Here is a 16,676-nt window from a genome sequence, read left to right on the forward strand (position 1 = left end):
GGGGGGACCCTGTGGGAGAGTAGGACGCCGCCGAACAATCATTGTGGGAAAGCCCCGCACCAGGTAACTGGTGCGGGGCTTTTCTGCGTTTACGGCCAGGTCGCCGGCCCGGCGGGCCAGAGTTCCTCCGTTTACCAGCACCGGCCTGCCGGGAACCCGCACCGAACGCTCGTACTGTGGGTGGATGGGCTATGAGCTGGTCATCTTCGACAACGACGGCGTCCTCGTGGACAGCGAGCCGCTCTCCAACACCATCCTGTCCGCGTACCTGACGGAGGTCGGGCATCCCACGACCTACGAGGAGTCCCTGCGCGACTACATGGGCGGCGCGGTGCACCGGGTGCACGACGTGATCCTCGAACGGACCGGGCAGCGTCTGCCCGAGGACTTCGACCGGGTCCTCCACGACCGGATCTTCGCCGCGTTCGAGCGGGACCTGCGGCCCGTCCCCGGAGTGACCGAGGTGCTGGCGGAGCTGTCCGCGCAAGGAGTGCCGTACTGCGTCGCCTCCTCCGGGAGCCACGAACGGATTCGCGTCGGGCACCGCAGTGCCGCGCTCGGCGAATGGTTCGAGGAGGAGTGGATCTTCAGCGTCGAGGACGTCGGCCGGGGCAAGCCTGCGCCCGACCTGTTCCTGCACGCCGCCGACATGATGGGCGTCGCGCCGGCGCGGTGCGTCGTCGTCGAGGACAGCCGGCTCGGCATCGAGGCCGCGCGCGCCGCGGGTATGGACGTCCTCGGGTTCACGTCCATGACCCCCGCCGAGGCACTCCCCGGTGCCAACGCCTACTTCGGAGAGATGAAGGAGCTGTACGGCCTGCTCGGATTGGGTGTGTGATCGCTCTACCCACGGGTAGCCCCTGGGCCTACGCTCAGCCGCCATGACAGTTGATGTGCGGCTGCGGCGTGGGCGCCGGGCCCTGGGGTTCAGCTTCTTCGCGCAGGGGGTCGCCTTCGCCCTCCTGGTCACCCGCATTCCCGCCATCCAGGACCGGTACGGGATATCCGACGGGCTGCTGCCCGCGTTCCTCGCCGCCGTGCCGATCCTGGCGGGGGTGTCGAGCGTCGCCACCGAGCACCTGGTGAAGCGGGTCGCGCCCAGCGCCGTGCTGCGGTGGGCGCAGCCGGTGGTGTTGCTGTCGCTGCTGGGGGTGGGCGCCGGCAGCTCGATGTGGCAGGCGGCCGTGGCCCTCGGCGTGTTCGGCCTGGCGGTGGGCGCGCTGGACGCCTCGATGAACATGCTCGGGGTCAGCCTGCAGCGGGCGTACGGGCGCAGCATCATGCTCGGGTTCCACGCCTCGTACAGCCTGGGCGGGATCCTGGGCGCTTCCGCGGCGTGGGCGGGGGCGCACTGGCACCTGGAGCTGTTCACGGGGTACCTGCCGGCCGTGGTGCTGGTGCTGCCGTTGGCGCTGCTGGCGAGTCGGTACTACGTCGACGCCACGGCCGCGGCGAAGGACGGGACGCAGGGGTGGCCGGCCGGGGGCGGGAAGCTGCTGCTGCCGTTGTGCCTCGTGATGGCGTGCGCGTACATAGGGGACTCGACCGTCGCGAACTGGAGTGCCAAGTACCTCCAGGACGTGCTGGGCAGTTCGGAGCAGCTCGCGACGGTTCCGTACAACGTCTACATGGTGACGACGCTGATCGGGCGGGCCGTGGGGGACCTCGGGGTGCGTCGGTTCGGGGCGGTGGCCGTGGTGCGGGGCGGGACGGTGGTCGCCGCGGGCGGGTTCGCGGTGGTGGCGGCCGCGCCGGGGGCCTGGTGGGGGATGCTCGGGTTCACGCTGTTGGGGATCGGGCTGTGCGTGATCGTGCCGCAGACGTTCGCGGCGGCGGGGAGGCTGTTCCCGGGGGCGTCGGACACGGCCGTCGCGCGGCTGAACATCTTCAACTACGTGGGGTTCCTGATCGGGTCGCCGCTGGTCGGGGGGATCGGGGACGTGTGGAGCTACCGGGGCGCGATGCTGATCCCGATGGTGCTGGTGTTGGTGCCGCTGTTCAGTACCCGGTCGTTCGGCTCCGGCGGGGCCCGATACGGTGTCGGGCATGAGCGGCGAGCCGGTGACCGGGTTGTTGATGTGGGACGAGGCGGTAACGAAGTATGACTTCGGGCCGAGCCATCCGATGGACCCGGTGCGTCTGGCGCTGACGATGGGCCTGGTCCGGGCCTTCGGGCTGGACCGTGAGGTCGAGGTACGGGCGGCCCGTGCGGCCGGGGACTCGACGCTGAGGCTGGTCCACCGCGAGGAGTACGTGGCGGCCGTGCGGGCGGTGTCGGCGGACCCCGGGGCGGCGGACGGCTCGTACGGGCTGGGGACCATGGACGATCCGGCGTTCCGCGGGATGCACGAGGCGTCGGCGCTGATCGCGGGCCAGTCGGTGGCGGCCGCGGAGGCGATCTGGCGGGGCGAGGCGGCGCACGCCGTGAACTTCGCCGGCGGGCTGCACCACGCGATGCCGGGCGGCGCCGCCGGTTTCTGCGTGTACAACGACGCGGCGCTGGCGGTGGCCCGGCTGCTGGAGCTGGGCGCGGAGCGGGTCGCGTACGTGGACGTGGACGTCCACCACGGGGACGGCGTCCAGGCGGCGTTCTGGGACGACCCGCGGGTGTTGACGATCTCCGTGCACGAACACCCCCGGACCCTGTTCCCGCAGACGGGATGGCCCGAGGAGACTGGTGGCGACGGGGCACAGGGGAGCGCCGTGAACGTGGCGCTGCCCGCGGGGACGGGTGACGAGGGGTGGCTGCGGGCGTTCCACTCGACGGTGCCCGAGCTGCTGGCGGACTTCCGGCCGCAGGTGCTGGTGAGCCAGCACGGGGCCGATACGCACTTCGAGGATCCGCTGGCCCACCTGGCGGTGTCGCTGGACGCGCAGCGGTCGGTGCAGGAGGCCTGTCACCGGCTGGCGCACGAGCACAGCGGGGGTCGGTGGCTGGCGTTGGGCGGCGGCGGGTACGCGGTGGTCGACGTCGTGCCGCGGTCGTGGACGCACCTGGTGGGGATCGCGGCGCACCGGCCGGTGGATCCGGCGGCGGAGGTGCCGCAGGTGTGGCGGGACGAGGTGTACGCGCGGACTCGGCAGCCCGCGCCGGCGCGGATGACGGACGGCCGGACGGTCGGGTGGCGGGAGTGGGACGCGGGCTACGATCCGGCGGACCGTACGGATCAGGCCGTTCTCGCGACGCGTCGGGCGGTGTTCCCGCTGCGCGGGATGCTGACCTGACGAACCATGTGTTACGCCAACTGTGGGGCTGTTCGCCGTAATTGATGACCCGCCAGGTGTGGTGCGGCAGCATCGGAGGGTGTTGAGCACCGGCGCGCTGCGTGCGCATCTGCTGGCCGCCCGGTTGGCCGGGCCCGTCGCCACGACACGGGAGGAGAGCCTGCGCAGTTACCGTCTGTTCGCCGCGCGGGATCCGCGGGTGCTGCTGGGGCTCGACCCCGAGCGGGTGTGGGGCGAGGGTGAACTGCTGGGGCTGATGGCGGCCAAGTGCGGGGTCTCGGCGGACCCGTCGCACGTCAGCGGGCCGGACGTGATCGATCCCGAGCGGACGGTGGCCGCGTTGGAGGCCTTCGCGGAGCGGTTGGCGGCGGTGGCGGGGGCGAGGGCGCCCGTGCTGTTCGGGACGGGACACCCGCATCGCCTCCTGGAGTTCTACGCCTGTTTGGCGGCGGCTCTGTCGGCGGCGGGATGTGATGTCCTCACTCCGGCGCAGGGGGTGCGCGTCGACACGGCGACCCGGTTCGGCGTACGCCCGCACCGCATCGACTACGTACGGGGGGTCGCGTTGGTGCGGGAACCCGGCGTGCGGTCAACGGGGAGTGTGACCGGCGTGCACTCCCATTCGCCGCTGCCGGTTCGGATCGCGCTCGGGGCGCTGGCGGATGCCGGCGAGCCGCTCCCGGAGTTGGTGGTGGGGGACCACGGGTGGGTCTGCGGTGCAGGTCAGCTCGGTGTCGAGGCGATCGGGCTGGGCGATACGGATGATCCCGCGGTGTTCGTCGGTGAGGCCGAGGGGCGGCTGGCGGTGGCCGTTCCGCTTGATGACGGGGTGCGCCCGGACTACTACCGGCCGCTTACGCGATACGTGCTGCACCGCGCAAGACTGCCGGACCGTCAGGAGTGGCCGTAGCTCCTCTTCCCCACTCGTATCACCCGCCCCTACTCTGGGGAGTGAGCGTGCGACGACGAGGAGTAACCGGAGGGGAAGCCGGTGCCCGTCATGCGCGGAAGGTCAAGGTGTGTCATGGCTGCTGGCGAGAGGCCTCTCAGTGAGGTTCAGTTCCTGACCGTGGCGGAGGTCGCCTCGGTGATGCGAGTGTCGAAGATGACCGTGTACCGCTTGGTGCACAACGGTCATCTGCCCGCAATCCGGGTGGGCCGGTCCTTCCGGGTCCCCGAGAACGCGGTTCACGAGTACCTCCGGGAGTCGTTCGTGGGGGTGGAATCAGCCTGAGTAGGGGCTCCGGATCGTCTACGGAGGTCGCGGATTACAAGCTCCGAGCTCGGGCGGGTAGGCTAGGCCGACGTAGGTCGTGTGGGCCCAGACGCCCCGCACCGTTCTCCGCCAACGCGGGGATGTTCCGAGAAGTGAGCGAGGGTAGTCGTGGGCTCTGTTATCAAGAAGCGGCGTAAGCGGATGGCCAAGAAGAAGCACCGCAAGCTGCTCAAGCGCACCCGCGTCCAGCGCCGTAACAAGAAGTAAACGGCAGCTGTACGTGTTCTCCGCAGCCCCTCCACCATCCTTGGTGGAGGGGCTGCGGTGCAGCCGGGGACTTCTTCGAGGAAGGCGCTGAGCTCGTGGGGAAGGTCGTGCTCGTCACCGGGGCAGCCCGACAGCTGGGGGGCCGCTTCGTGCGGCGCGTCCAGCGCGACCCGGAAGTGGAACGGGTCATCGCCGTCGACGCGGTGAGACCGCCGCACCGGCTCGGCTCGGCCGAGTTCGTGCAGGCGGACATCAGACAGTCCGGGATCGCCCGCGTGCTCGCCGAGCACGCCGTGGACACCGTGGTGCACCTCGCGGTCACCGGGGGCGGACCGGGAGCGGCCGGTGCGCGCAGCACGGTCAAGGAAACGAACGTCATCGGGACGATGCAGCTCCTCGGGGCCTGCCAGAAGTCGCCGAGCGTACGACGGCTCGTGGTGAAGTCGAGCACCAGCGTGTACGGGGGGACCTCCCGGGACCCGGCCGTCTTCACCGAGACGACGCAGCCGAAGTCGCTGCCGGCGGGCGGTTTCGCGAAGGAGGCCGCCGAGGTCGAGGGATACGTGCGGGGCTTCGCGCGCAGGCGGCCGGACGTGGCGGTGTGCGTGCTGCGGTTCGCGAACATCCTGGGGCCCTACGCCGATTCGGCGCTCGCCGAGTACTTCTCCATGCCGGTCATGCCGACGGTCCTCGGCTACGACCCCAGACTCCAGTTCGTCCACGAGGACGACGTGGTGGACGTGCTGCGCCTGGCGGCGGGGGAGCCGCGGCGCGGAACCCTGAACAGCGGGACGTTCAACATCGCCGGTGACGGGGTGCTGCTGCTGTCGCAGTGTTCGCGGCGGCTCGGGAGGCCCACGGTGCCGTTGTTGTTGCCCGCGGTGACGTGGGTGGGTTCGGCGCTGCGCGCGGTCGGGGTGACGGACTTCTCGCCGGAGCAGATCCGGCTGCTGACGCACGGGCGGGTCGTGGAGACGACGCAGATGCGGGACACCCTGGGGTTCCGGCCCCTGTACACGACCGCCGAGACGTTCGCGGACTTCGCGGGCAGTCGCGGGAGCGGACTGCTGCCGGCGGATCGGGTGGAGCGGGCCGTGGAGCGGGTGGCGGGGTTGCTGAAGGTGGATGCGGGCGCGGGTGCGGGCGCCGGTGTGATCGAGGGAGCGAAGCGATAGTGGCGGACGCCAAGGTCATCCCGTTCGACGAGGAGCGGCCGCGCCGGCGGGGCGGACCCCGCCCGGTGCGGGCCGTCCCGACGCCGGGTCCCGATCCGGTGGTGGCGGAGCCGGTGGAAGAACCGGTGGCGGGGGCCGCCGGGTCGGCGCCGTCGTCCGGCGCGGGTTGGGACCGGCGGATCGCGGGCGGGTTGGCGTTCCTGCGGCGCCGGATCACCGGGGACTACGAGGTCGACGACTTCGGCTACGACGAGGAGCTGACGGACCAGGTCCTGATGACCCTGCTGCGGCCGGTGTACGACAAGTACTTCCGGGTCGAGGTCAAGGGCATCGAGAACATCCCGAAGGAGGGCGGCGCGCTGATCGTCGCCAACCATTCGGGGACGCTTCCGCTGGACGGGCTGATGCTCCAGGTCGCCGTGCACGACCACCACCCGGCGGAGCGGCACCTGCGGCTGCTGGCGGCCGACCTGGTGTTCATGCTGCCGGTGGTGAACGAGCTGGCGCGGAAGGCCGGCCACACCCTGGCGTGCGCGGAGGACGCGCAGCGGCTGCTGGAGGCCGGGGAGCTGGTCGGTGTCATGCCGGAGGGCTTCAAGGGGATAGGGAAGCCGTTCGGAGAGCGGTACAAGCTCCAGCGCTTCGGGCGGGGCGGGTTCGTGTCGACGGCGCTGCGGGCGGGCACGCCGATCGTGCCCTGCTCGATCGTGGGCGCCGAGGAGATCTACCCGATGGTCGGCAACGCGAAGACGTTGGCGCGGCTGCTGGGGATCCCGTACTTCCCGATCACGCCGACGTTCCCGTGGCTGGGGCCGTTGGGGGCGGTGCCGTTGCCGACGAAGTGGACGATCCAGTTCGGCGAGCCGATCCCGACGGACGGGTACGCGGCGGAGGCCGCGGAGGATCCGATGCTGATGTTCAACCTGACGGACCAGGTGCGGGAGCAGATCCAGCACACGCTGTACAAGCTGCTGGTGCAGCGGCGGTCCGTGTTCTTCTGAGCGTCCGGCCGTGATGAGGAAGAGAGGGGGCCACGCGGTGCGCGGCCCCCTCTCTTCTTTACTGTTCCGCGTCCTCGGCGTTGAGGCCCAGGCCCGGGAGGAGACCTGGGAGGAGGGGCGGGAGGGTGATGTCCGGCTGGGGGAGCTCGGGGGTCCCCGGGGCGGGCGTGTTCGCAGGTGCCTGCCCCGTCGGCGGGTTCAGCAGATCGCCCGTGCCGCCCAGGAGACCGCCGCCGGAGGGTGCCGGGGTACGGCTTCCGGTGGACGGCGTCGGGGTGGCCGCGGGTGCCGACGAGGGCGTGCTCGAAGCCGACGGCGCGGTCTGCTGTTTGCCGGTGGCCGGGGTGCTCGGCGTGGCCGAGCCGCTCGGCCGGCCCCGGGTCTGCTCCGGGGGCTTCGGCAGCAGGCCTTGGATCGGGGCGACGTCATCGTCTATGGCCTGGAAGACCGACTCGACCTCGCCCCCGACGTCGGTGAGCTGCGCCGGGAGCTTCTCCCGGAGCTTGCCCCAGGCGTCGCGGTGGGAGCGGGAGAACGAGGACAGGGCCTGCATCGGGCCCAGCGAGCCGTCCCGTTCGTACGCGGCCTGGAGCAGCCGGTGGCCCTGTTCGGCGTCGTGCTTCATGCCGGAGAGGGCTCGGCGGATCTCGCCCAGGGATTCGTGGTCGAGTACTCCCGTCCGGCCTCTTTCCATCAGGCGGCGGGCTTCCGACAGGCGGTTCGAGGCCCGGTCGAGGTAGAGCTCGCCCCGGTCCGAATCCTCGTCGGCCATGCCCAGCTTGAGGTCCTCCATGCCCCGTTTGATCGGGTACAGGGAATCACCGGGCAGGGCGTCCGTGCTGGCAGCGGCCACTCCGCTGAAGGCCCCTGCGGCCACACCCACGGTGAGGCCTCCCGCTGCGATGCCCTTGGACCAGCGGGAGCGGGGCCGCAATTTCCGGAGCGACGTCGCCCGGTGGGCGCCGCGGCCGGTCCGCTGTTCGGGCACCAGAGGGTCCGCGGCGGCACCGCCCCCGGCCCTCTCCTCCATCACCATGGCCTCCATGGCGGCGACGAGCTGTGCTCGTTGCACCACTTTGACCTCGGGATCCAGCACCGGGCGCGGCATTCTTTCGCCGAGTGCGTTCGCCAGGGCCAACAGCCGGTCGTGGTCGGCAGGTTCGGCAGGTGCCTCGGACTGCTCGGCCGCCGGGTCCGGTTCTGGGAGATCGGATGGGTTCCGATCCTCCAGGGCCTGGGCGAAGGCGTTCGCCCGCCGGTGCGGAGTTACGTTCGCGATCACTGGCGGCACCTCCTCTCGTCATGACGATCGACTCCCCAGGGTGTCCGGAAGGTTGCCTTCCTTGAGCACATCCACACTTTCGGGTGAGCGGCTTCGGGCAGGGCGTGTCCACAGGGAGCCTGCATCCCGCACAACGAGCGGCGCGGCACTTGGGTTACGGACGAAGGATGATCGGACCACAGCGTCATCGAGGGGTCACCGGGTGTGAGGTCGTGTCGTCGTTGAGCGTTGTCTTGTGGAGCGTTGTCGTACGGGCTGGGTGAGCTGTGCGGGGCGTGCGTGACGTACGCGACGTGCGGGAGGCACGAGGCGGACGGCGTGCGTGCGGGCGCGTCAGCGTGCGTCTTCCGGGAGCAGGCGGGCCAGGGTGCGGACCGCCCGGTACTGGAGCGTTTTGATGGCTCCCTCGTTCTTCCCCATGACCCGGGCCGTTTCGGCGACCGAGAGGCCCTGGAGGAAGCGGAGGGTGACGCACTCCTGCTGCTGGGGGTTGAGCTTGCGCACGGCCTCCAGCAGGGCCGCGTTGGAGAGGGACTCCAGGACGGAGTCCTCGGGGCTGCGCTCCACCTCGTTGGCGTCGAGCATCTCGCCGGTGGTGACCTCCAGGCGGAAGCGGCTGGACTTGAAGTGGTCCGCCACCAGGTTCCGCGCGATGGTCACCAGCCAGGCGCCGAAGTCGCGGCCCTGCCAGGTGAAGGTGGAGATGCGGCGCAGCGCGCGCAGGAAGGTCTCGCTGGTGAGATCCTCCGCGGTCGCCTTGCCGCCGACTCGGTAGTAGATGTAGCGGTACACCGTGTCGCTGTACTGGTCGTAGAGCCGGCCGAAGGCCTCGGCCTCGCCGGCCTGGGCGCGTTCGACCAGGTCCATCATGCGGGCCTGGTCGCTGTCCGCGGTGGGGCGGCGGTGGGCGGGTGCGGTCGTGCCGGTGGAGCCGGACGACCCGGAGCCCGCGCGACCGCGTCTGCCCACCGTCGCCCCGCCGTCGGTCAGGGCGTAGCAAGGACCGGCCGGACCGAGGCCGGCGGGTACGGCGAAGGCGGGGACGGCGTACGCGGTGGGGACGAAGCCACGCAGGTGGTCGAGGACCGTTGCGCGCAGCGTAGCCAGGCCCGAGGCGTCAACCCCGACAGGTGGGTACACGGGACTCCCAGAGGCAGAGCTTCCATCACGTGCAGTGCGGGACCGTTCACCCGTCGTGGCGACAGATGGGCGGTGGCATGCGTTTGAGGAGAATAACGCTTCGTACAGGCAGCGCTACACCCAGTTGTCTAAATCACCGGTTCCGACACTTCTGTTGCGTGTCCAGGGCATATTCAGGCCTGATTGGTGATCGATTCCTGATCGCTTGGGTGCGCGGAATGGAAGCTTCCACAGTGGCTCGCGACCGAGTGGGGCAGGCCGGAGTGCCGCGCCGGGGGCGCGGGTAGAGGTGAGCGAATGAACGCCGGGCGGGCCGGAAGTCGGCCCTGGCCCGGCGTTGCTACTTGCGGCGGCGGTGGAGGGCGATCGCGGCGGCCGTGCCGCCCGCGATCGCGCCGACCCCGGCGGCCGCCGGGACGCCGACCTTCACGGCCTTGCGGCCGGTCCGATAGTCGCGCAGCCGCCAGTCGTTGGTGCGGGCATGCTTGCGCAGTTTTGTGTCGGGATTGATCGCGTACGGATGTCCGACCAGCGACAACATCGGAATGTCGTTGTGCGAATCGCTGTACGCCGCGCAGCGGGCGAGGTCCAGGTCCTCGGCGGCGGCCAGGGCGCGGACCGCCTCGGCCTTTGCGGGGCCGTGCAGGGGTTCGCCGACCAGGCGGCCGGTGTAGATGCCGTCCACGGACTCGGCGACGGTGCCCAGGGCCCCGGTCAGACCGAGGCGGCGGGCGATGATCGTGGCCGTCTCGACGGGGGCGGCGGTGACGAGCCACACCTTCTGGCCGGCGTCGAGGTGGGCCTGGGCCAGGGCGCGGGTGCCCGGCCAGATCCGCTCCGCCATGTACTCGTCGTAGATCTCCTCGCCGATCGACATGAGCTCGGAGACCTTGTGGCCCTTGACGATGGACAGGGCGCTGTCCCGGGCGTCCTGCATGTGCTCGGGGTCCTCGACGCCGGCGAGCCGGAACCAGGCCTGCTGCCAGGCGAAGCGGGCCAGTTCGCGGCGGCGGAAGAACTCGCGCTTGTAGAGGCCGCGGCCGAAGTGGAAGATCGCGGCGCCCTGCATGACGGTGTTGTCGAGGTCGAAGAAGGCCGCGGCGAGGTCGTCGCCGGGGACCGGGAACTCGGGCTCGGCGCCCTCTGCTTCCGGTTCCGGTTCGGCGTTCGTCGGGAAAGGTGGCGCTTCGGCCTGTGCGGTCTTGCGGGCGGCCTCGGCCGAGGCCTCGCCTGCCAGCACGCTCCGCGCGGTGGCGGAGCGCCTACGGGGGGTGAGCCATCCCAGAGCGGCCATGACGCGAGCATAGCCATTGTGTTCGGGAGTTCCCGAACCGCCGGGATACGGGGTGGTTAACACTTCGGGGCCCCCGCCCCGGCGCGGGACAATGAGGACATGAGTCCTCTGCTGCGCCGTAAGGAAAAGAAGCGTCCCGCCGATCGGATGGTCACGCTCATCGGGAAGCCGGGCTGCCACCTTTGTGACGACGCCCAGGAGGTGATCGAGAAGGTCTGCGCCGAGACCGGTGCACAGTGGGAGAAGAAGGACATCTCACAGGACGAGGAGCTGTACCGGCTGCACTGGGAGCAGATTCCGGTCGTGCTCGTCGACGGCGAGCAGCACACCTTCTGGAGGGTGAACCCCGACCGGCTTCGGCGGGCGTTGGGGACCTGACCGCCCCGGCCGTTACCATCGTGGGCGATTTATGGGGACACGGGGGCGTATTGATGAGGAGTGTGCACGGTTTTGCCCCCTTCTGGATTTGAACGGGTTCGGCCCGTTCTCGGTCCGGCCCCCGGTCGTCCGGCCCGCGTGACCCCGGTCACTTTGGCCGGACAAAGCGGACACAATCTTTGTGCACGCGTTCACAAAGACATAGCCTGCATTCGACGGGGCGGTCCTGGGACAAGAGGCCGCCTGCAGCCCCGCTCATCCCGCAGGAGCATCGTGGCAACTGGCCGAACTCACCGACCGGCGACCCGCAGCCGAGGTATTCCCGAGGCCACTGTCGCCCGGCTTCCGCTGTACTTGCGTGCCCTCACCGCGCTCTCCGAGCGATCGGTGCCCACGGTGTCCTCCGAGGAACTCGCGACCGCCGCCGGAGTCAACTCGGCGAAGCTGCGCAAGGACTTCTCGTACCTCGGTTCCTACGGTACCCGGGGCGTCGGTTACGACGTCGAGTACCTCGTCTACCAGATCTCCCGCGAGCTCGGCCTGACCCAGGACTGGCCGGTCGTCATCGTCGGCATCGGTAACCTCGGTGCCGCCCTGGCCAACTACGGTGGTTTCGCCTCCCGCGGCTTCCGCGTGGCTGCGCTGATCGACGCCGATCCCGCCATGGCCGGGAAGATGGTCGCCGGCATGCCCGTGCGGCACACCGACGAGCTCGAGGCGATCATCGAGGACAACGGCGTCTCGATCGGGGTCATCGCGACGCCCGCGGGCGCCGCGCAGCAGGTGAGCGAGCGGCTGATCGCCGCGGGCGTCACCTCCATCCTGAACTTCGCCCCGACGGTGCTGTCCGTGCCGGAGGGCGTCGACGTGCGCAAGGTCGACCTGTCGATCGAGCTCCAGATCCTGGCGTTCCACGAGCAGCGCAAGGCCGGTGAGGGCGCGGCCGCCGCCGCCGAGGAGCTCGCGGGGCCGGCCACCGGTACGGGGGCGGCTCCGGCCGCCGCCGTGGTGCCGCCTGCCGGTCGGGCCGCCGCCGCCGCGCGCAAGGGCGGTCCCGAGGGCGACGTCCCGGCGGTGATGCCGGCATGAGTCTGCTCGTCGTTGGCCTGAGTCATCGCAGCGCGCCGGTGAGCGTGCTGGAACGGGCCTCGCTGTCCACCGATGCCAAGGTCAAGCTGCTGCACGACACGCTGGCCGCGGAGCCCGCCGCCGAGGCGACCGTCTTGGCCACCTGCAACCGCATCGAGCTGTACGCGGACGTGGACAAGTTCCACGCCGGTGTCGCCGAGCTGTCGACGCTGCTGGCCCAGCACAGCGGGGTGGCTCTTGAGGAGCTCACCCCGTACCTCTACGTCCACTACGAGGACCGGGCGGTGCACCACCTGTTCTCGGTGGCGTGCGGGCTGGACTCCATGGTCGTCGGAGAGGGCCAGATCCTCGGGCAGATCAAGGACGCGCTGGCGCTGGGGCAGGAGCTCCACACCGCCGGCCGGCTGGTCAACGACCTGTTCCAGCAGGCGCTGCGGGTCGGCAAGCGGGCGCACTCCGAGACCGGGATCGACCGGGCCGGACAGTCGCTGGTGACCTTCGGGCTGGAACAGCTCGCCGTGCACGAGCCGGTCGGGCAGTGGGCCGCGGGCAAGCGGGCGCTGGTGATCGGCGCCGGTTCGATGTCCTCGCTGGCCGCCGCCACGCTGGCGCGGGTGGGCGTCGCCGACATCGCGGTGGCGAACCGGACCGCGGAGCGGGCGGAGCGTCTCGCCGAGATTCTGGTTGCCTCGGGCACCGGTGTGACGGCGCGGGCCGTGACCATGGGCTCGGTGGCCGAGGAACTGACACGTGTTGACGTCGTCGTGTCCTGTACGGGCGCGACGGGCCTGGTGCTGAGCGCGGACGACGTGCTCGCCGCGGTGTCCGGCGACGGGACGGCGGAGCTCCTGCCGGTCGGCGCCGTCACGCGGGCCGGCGTCGCGCGGACGGCGACCGCGGAGACCGCGATCGCGCGGGCCGGCGTCGCGCGGGCCGCGGAGCCCGCCGGTGGCGACGTACTGGCCCGGCTGGTCGCCGCCGCGGAGGCCGGGCGGCGCATCGCCGACGCCGGCGCCGTGCGGACCATCCCGGCCGCCGAGCCCGACGGCTGCCCGCTGGGGCTGGACGCGCCCGCCGGTGACGGCCGCGCCGCGCTGACCGGCGTCGACGCGGGCTCCCTCGAACTGCACGGCACCTGGGCCGACCAGGGCGAGGCCGCCGCCCAGCGGCAGCCCCGCCGGACGGCGCGCAGCCGGGCGGACGGCGCCCCCGTACGCCTCGCGCTCCTGGACCTGGCCATGCCGCGGGACATCGACGCCGCGGTGCACCGGATCCCCGGGGTGCGGCTGGTCGACATCGAGTCGCTCGCGGAGACCTCCGCCGACGCCCCGATGGCGGCCGACGTGGACGCCGTACGTGGGATAGTCGCGGAGGAAGTGGCCGCGTTCGGGGCCGCCCAGCGGGCCGCGCACATCACGCCCACCGTCGTCGCCCTGCGGGCGATGGCCGCCGAGGTCGTCGCCATGGAGGTGGCACGTCTCGACGGGCGCGTACCCGATCTCGACGAACGGCAGCGGGCCGAGGTCACCCAGACCGTGCGCCGCGTCGTCGACAAGCTCCTCCACGCGCCGACCGTGCGCGTCAAGCAGCTCGCGAGCGAGCCCGGCGGCGCCGGGTACGCGGAGGCGCTGCGCGAACTCTTCGACCTCGACCCTCAGACGGTGGCTTCCGTCAGCCGGGCGGACGCGGCCGATCCGAAGAACGACGACCCAGGACGGGCATCATGAACACACGTCCCGACCGGCCCCTCAGGCTCGGAACGCGGCGGAGCAAGCTGGCCATGTCCCAGTCCGGGCACGTCGCCGAGGCGGTCCGGGCGGTCACCGGCCGACCCGTGGAACTCGTGGAGATCACGACCTACGGTGACGTGTCCCGCGAGCACCTCTCGCAGATCGGCGGCACCGGCGTGTTCGTCACCGCGCTGCGCGAGGCCCTCGTGCGCGGCGAGGTCGACTTCGCCGTGCACTCGCTGAAGGACCTGCCGACCGCGCAGCCCGACGACCTGGTCATCGCGGCCATGCCGAAGCGCGAGGACGCGCGCGACGCGCTCGTCGCGCGCGACGGCCTGACCTTCGAGCAGCTCCCCGACGGGGCGCGGATCGGCACCGGGTCGCCCCGGCGCACCTCGCAGCTCCACGCGTACGCCAAGAGCCTGGGCAAGCGGATCGAGACCGTCGCCATCCGTGGCAACGTCGACACCCGCATCGGGTTCGTCCGCTCCGGTGAGCTCGACGCGGTCGTGTTGGCCGCCGCCGGCCTGAACCGGATCGGCCGCGGCGACGAGGCGACCGACCTGCTGGCCGTCGACAACGTGCTGCCCGCTCCCGGTCAGGGAGCCCTGGCCGTGGAGTGCCTGGCCTCCGACACGGCCCTCATCGCCGCGCTCGGCGAACTCGACGACCCGCACACCAGGGCCGCCGTGACCGCCGAGCGTTCCCTGCTCGCCGCCCTGGAGGCCGGCTGCAGCGCACCCGTGGGCGCGCTCGCCGACCTGTTGGCCGACGGGCAGATTGTCAATGAAATGCGCCTGCGCGGCGTCGTCGGCACCCTCGACGGCTCGACGCTGGTGCAGCTGTCCACCACCGGTCCCGTGCCCCAGTCGTATGACGAGGCCATGGCGCTCGGCCGCGAACTCGCGGACGAGATGCTGGCCAAGGGCGCGGCCGGTCTTATGGGGGAGCGATCGCTTTGAACCCCTCACGTCCGACCACCTCCGCTTTTCCGGTCGTCGCCGCCCACGGACTCGTCACCTTCCTCGGTGCCGGCCCCGGCGACCCGGGTCTGCTGACGCTGCGCGCCGTGGAGGCGCTCGCCGCCGCGGACGTACTGATCGCCGAGCCCGAGGTGCTCGACGTCGTACGGACCCACGCGCGGGCGGGCATCGACACGCCGCAGCTGACGGTTGCTGACGAGTTGTCAGCCGCCGCCGGGGTCCCGGTGATCCGCGACGCCGCCAATCTTGTCATGGAGGCCGCGCGGTCCGGCAGGCGGGTCGTCCGTGCCGTCACCGGCGACCCCGGGCTCGACGGGAACGCGTCCGGCGAGATGCTGGCCTGCGCCGCGGAGGGGATCCCCTTCGAGGTGGTGCCCGGTGTCGCGACGGCCGTCGGCGTGCCCGCGTACGCGGGTGTCCCGCTGCGCGGCGAGCAGGGCGCGGACGTCCGGTTCGTGGACGCCCGGCACGCGTCGGCGCAGTGCTGGAGCGAGGCCGGCGCCAGCGGTGGCAGCCTCGTCGTCACGGCGACGCTGGAGACGGTGTCGGCCGCTGCCGCCGAGCTGGTGGCCGCGGGCCGCAAGCCGGAGACCCCGCTGACGGTGACCGTCGGCGGTACGACGACCCGGCAGCGGACCTGGAGCGCGACGCTCGGCACGATCGCCCAGGTGTTCAAGCAGGGCAAGGTGCTCCCGTCGCCCGAGGGCGCGCGCCCGGTGATAGCCGTGGTCGGTGAGCAGGGCGCCGCCGCGCGGCGCGAGGAGATGGCCTGGTTCGAGTCGAAGCCGTTGTTCGGCTGGCGGGTCCTCGTACCGCGCACGAAGGAGCAGGCCGCTTCGCTCTCCGACCAACTGCGTTCGTACGGTGCGGTGCCCCACGAGGTGCCGACCATCGCCGTGGAGCCGCCGCGCACCCCGCAGCAGATGGAGCGGGCGGTCAAGGGCCTGGTCACGGGCCGGTACGAGTGGATCGCGTTCACCTCGGTCAACGCCGTGAAGGCGGTCCGGGAGAAGTTCGAGGAGTACGGGCTCGACGCGCGCGCGTTCGCGGGCATCAAGGTCGCCGCGGTGGGCGAGCAGACCGCGGCCTCGCTGGTCGAGTTCGGTGTGAAGCCGGACCTGGTGCCGAGCGGGGAGCAGTCGGCGGCGGGGTTGCTGGAGGACTGGCCGCCCTACGATCCGGTCTTCGACCCGATCGACCGGGTGTTCCTGCCGCGTGCGGACATCGCGACGGAGACGCTCGTGGCCGGGTTGATAGAGCTGGGCTGGGAGGTCGACGACGTCACCGCCTACCGGACGGTGCGGGCGTCGCCGCCGCCGGCCGATACGCGCGAGGCGATCAAGGGCGGCGGGTTCGACGCCGTGCTCTTCACCTCGTCGTCGACGGTGCGGAACCTGGTCGGGATCGCGGGCAAGCCGCACAACGTGACCGTCATCGCGTGTATCGGGCCGGCGACGGCCAAGACCGCGGAGGAGCACGGGCTGCGCGTGGACGTGCTGTCGCCGGAGCCGTCGGTGTCGAAGCTGGCGGAGGCGCTGGCCGCTTACGGGGAGGCCCGTCGCGAGGCCGCGAAGCAGGCCGGGGAGTCGGTGTCGCGGCCGAGCGAGCGTCGGCCGGGGGCGCGGCGGCGTCGTACGACGTGAGCGCCTTAGCCGGCCGGTGGGCCGGTGGGCCGGTGAGCCGAGTAGGGGTACGGGGAAGGGGCCCGGGTGCTGGACGCACCCGGGCCCCTTTCGTGTGGGCGGGGCGGGGCCGGGCGCTGCGCGGGGCTGGGGCGGTTCGTGTGGGGCGGGGCCGGGGGCTGCGCGGGGCTGGGGCGGTTCGTGTGGGGCGGGGCCGGGGGCGGGGTGGGGTGTCGTCCGGGGCGGGCATGATTTATGGCGCCCTGTCCGGGGC

General features: G+C 71.6%; 16 protein-coding genes. 13 read left to right on the forward strand and 3 right to left on the reverse strand.

The genetic code is table 11. The features are described 5' to 3' along the window. Positions 1–184: 184 nt before the first annotated feature. The 8 genes from ACFVS6_RS41655 (at position 185) to ACFVS6_RS41690 (ending at position 6,884) form a co-directional block, all read left to right on the forward strand. The gene (locus ACFVS6_RS41655; RefSeq protein ID WP_389711750.1) at positions 185–838 is read left to right on the forward strand and encodes an HAD family hydrolase; all 654 of its coding nucleotides are present in this window, start codon (positions 185–187) and stop codon (positions 836–838) included. Positions 839–881: 43 nt separating this feature from the next. Then, positions 882–2,105 (forward strand): MFS transporter, encoded by a 1,224-nt coding sequence (locus tag ACFVS6_RS41660; RefSeq protein ID WP_389711751.1) that lies wholly within the window; start codon positions 882–884, stop codon positions 2,103–2,105. Beyond that, entirely contained in the window at positions 2,077–3,225 is a 1,149-nt protein-coding gene (locus ACFVS6_RS41665; protein ID WP_389711762.1) for an acetoin utilization protein AcuC, read from the forward strand. Before ACFVS6_RS41660 ends, ACFVS6_RS41665 begins: the two co-directional genes overlap by 29 nt. Before the next feature lie 79 nt (positions 3,226–3,304). Further along, entirely contained in the window at positions 3,305–4,135 is an 831-nt protein-coding gene (locus ACFVS6_RS41670; RefSeq protein WP_389711752.1) for a phosphatase, read from the forward strand. Between the two features lie 114 nt (positions 4,136–4,249). Next, positions 4,250–4,459, forward strand: a complete 210-nt coding sequence (locus ACFVS6_RS41675) for a helix-turn-helix domain-containing protein (RefSeq protein ID WP_162688852.1) — start codon at positions 4,250–4,252, stop codon at positions 4,457–4,459. Positions 4,460–4,609: 150 nt separating this feature from the next. Continuing rightward, entirely contained in the window at positions 4,610–4,708 is a 99-nt protein-coding gene (locus tag ACFVS6_RS41680; RefSeq protein WP_003948845.1) for a 30S ribosomal protein bS22, read from the forward strand. Between the two features lie 95 nt (positions 4,709–4,803). Beyond that, a complete protein-coding gene (locus ACFVS6_RS41685; RefSeq protein ID WP_389711753.1) occupies positions 4,804–5,883 on the forward strand; it encodes an NAD-dependent epimerase/dehydratase family protein in 1,080 nt (359 codons plus the stop codon). Continuing rightward, positions 5,883–6,884 carry a lysophospholipid acyltransferase family protein gene (locus tag ACFVS6_RS41690; RefSeq protein ID WP_389711754.1) on the forward strand — a complete coding sequence of 334 codons (1,002 nt, stop codon included), beginning with the start codon at positions 5,883–5,885 and terminating at the stop codon, positions 6,882–6,884. The genes ACFVS6_RS41685 and ACFVS6_RS41690 overlap by 1 nt, the downstream gene beginning before the upstream one ends. Positions 6,885–6,942: 58 nt before the next feature. Here the strand turns inward: ACFVS6_RS41690 and ACFVS6_RS41695 are convergent, their stop codons facing one another. The 3 genes from ACFVS6_RS41695 to ACFVS6_RS41705 form a co-directional block, all read right to left on the reverse strand. Next, on the reverse strand, positions 6,943–8,166 hold the full coding sequence (locus tag ACFVS6_RS41695; protein WP_389711755.1) for a DUF5667 domain-containing protein: 1,224 nt from the start codon (positions 8,164–8,166) through the stop codon (positions 6,943–6,945). Between the two features lie 333 nt (positions 8,167–8,499). Then, the gene (locus tag ACFVS6_RS41700) at positions 8,500–9,306 is read right to left on the reverse strand and encodes an ECF subfamily RNA polymerase sigma factor, BldN family (RefSeq protein WP_389711756.1); all 807 of its coding nucleotides are present in this window, start codon (positions 9,304–9,306) and stop codon (positions 8,500–8,502) included. Positions 9,307–9,646: 340 nt separating this feature from the next. Next, positions 9,647–10,600 (reverse strand): HAD family hydrolase, encoded by a 954-nt coding sequence (locus ACFVS6_RS41705; protein WP_389711757.1) that lies wholly within the window; start codon positions 10,598–10,600, stop codon positions 9,647–9,649. A gap of 99 nt (positions 10,601–10,699) precedes the next feature. Here ACFVS6_RS41705 and ACFVS6_RS41710 point away from each other — a divergent pair, with 99 nt between their 5' ends. The 5 genes from ACFVS6_RS41710 (at position 10,700) to ACFVS6_RS41730 (ending at position 16,423) form a co-directional block, all read left to right on the forward strand. Next, on the forward strand, positions 10,700–10,978 hold the full coding sequence (locus ACFVS6_RS41710; RefSeq protein ID WP_389711758.1) for a glutaredoxin family protein: 279 nt from the start codon (positions 10,700–10,702) through the stop codon (positions 10,976–10,978). Between the two features lie 273 nt (positions 10,979–11,251). Further along, positions 11,252–12,067, forward strand: a complete 816-nt coding sequence (locus ACFVS6_RS41715; RefSeq protein WP_385584062.1) for a redox-sensing transcriptional repressor Rex — start codon at positions 11,252–11,254, stop codon at positions 12,065–12,067. Then, on the forward strand, positions 12,064–13,794 hold the full coding sequence (locus ACFVS6_RS41720) for a glutamyl-tRNA reductase (RefSeq protein WP_389711759.1): 1,731 nt from the start codon (positions 12,064–12,066) through the stop codon (positions 13,792–13,794). The genes ACFVS6_RS41715 and ACFVS6_RS41720 overlap by 4 nt, the downstream gene beginning before the upstream one ends. After that, a complete protein-coding gene (hemC, locus tag ACFVS6_RS41725; RefSeq protein WP_389711760.1) occupies positions 13,791–14,759 on the forward strand; it encodes a hydroxymethylbilane synthase in 969 nt (322 codons plus the stop codon). Before ACFVS6_RS41720 ends, hemC begins: the two co-directional genes overlap by 4 nt. Further along, positions 14,756–16,423, forward strand: coding sequence for a uroporphyrinogen-III synthase (locus tag ACFVS6_RS41730; RefSeq protein WP_389711761.1), 1,668 nt, complete (start codon positions 14,756–14,758; stop codon positions 16,421–16,423). The genes hemC and ACFVS6_RS41730 overlap by 4 nt, the downstream gene beginning before the upstream one ends. The last annotated feature ends 253 nt before the right edge of the window (positions 16,424–16,676 follow it).

This window comes from Streptomyces sp. NPDC057939 (genome assembly GCF_042887545.1).
Lineage (GTDB): Bacteria > Actinomycetota > Actinomycetes > Streptomycetales > Streptomycetaceae > Streptomyces.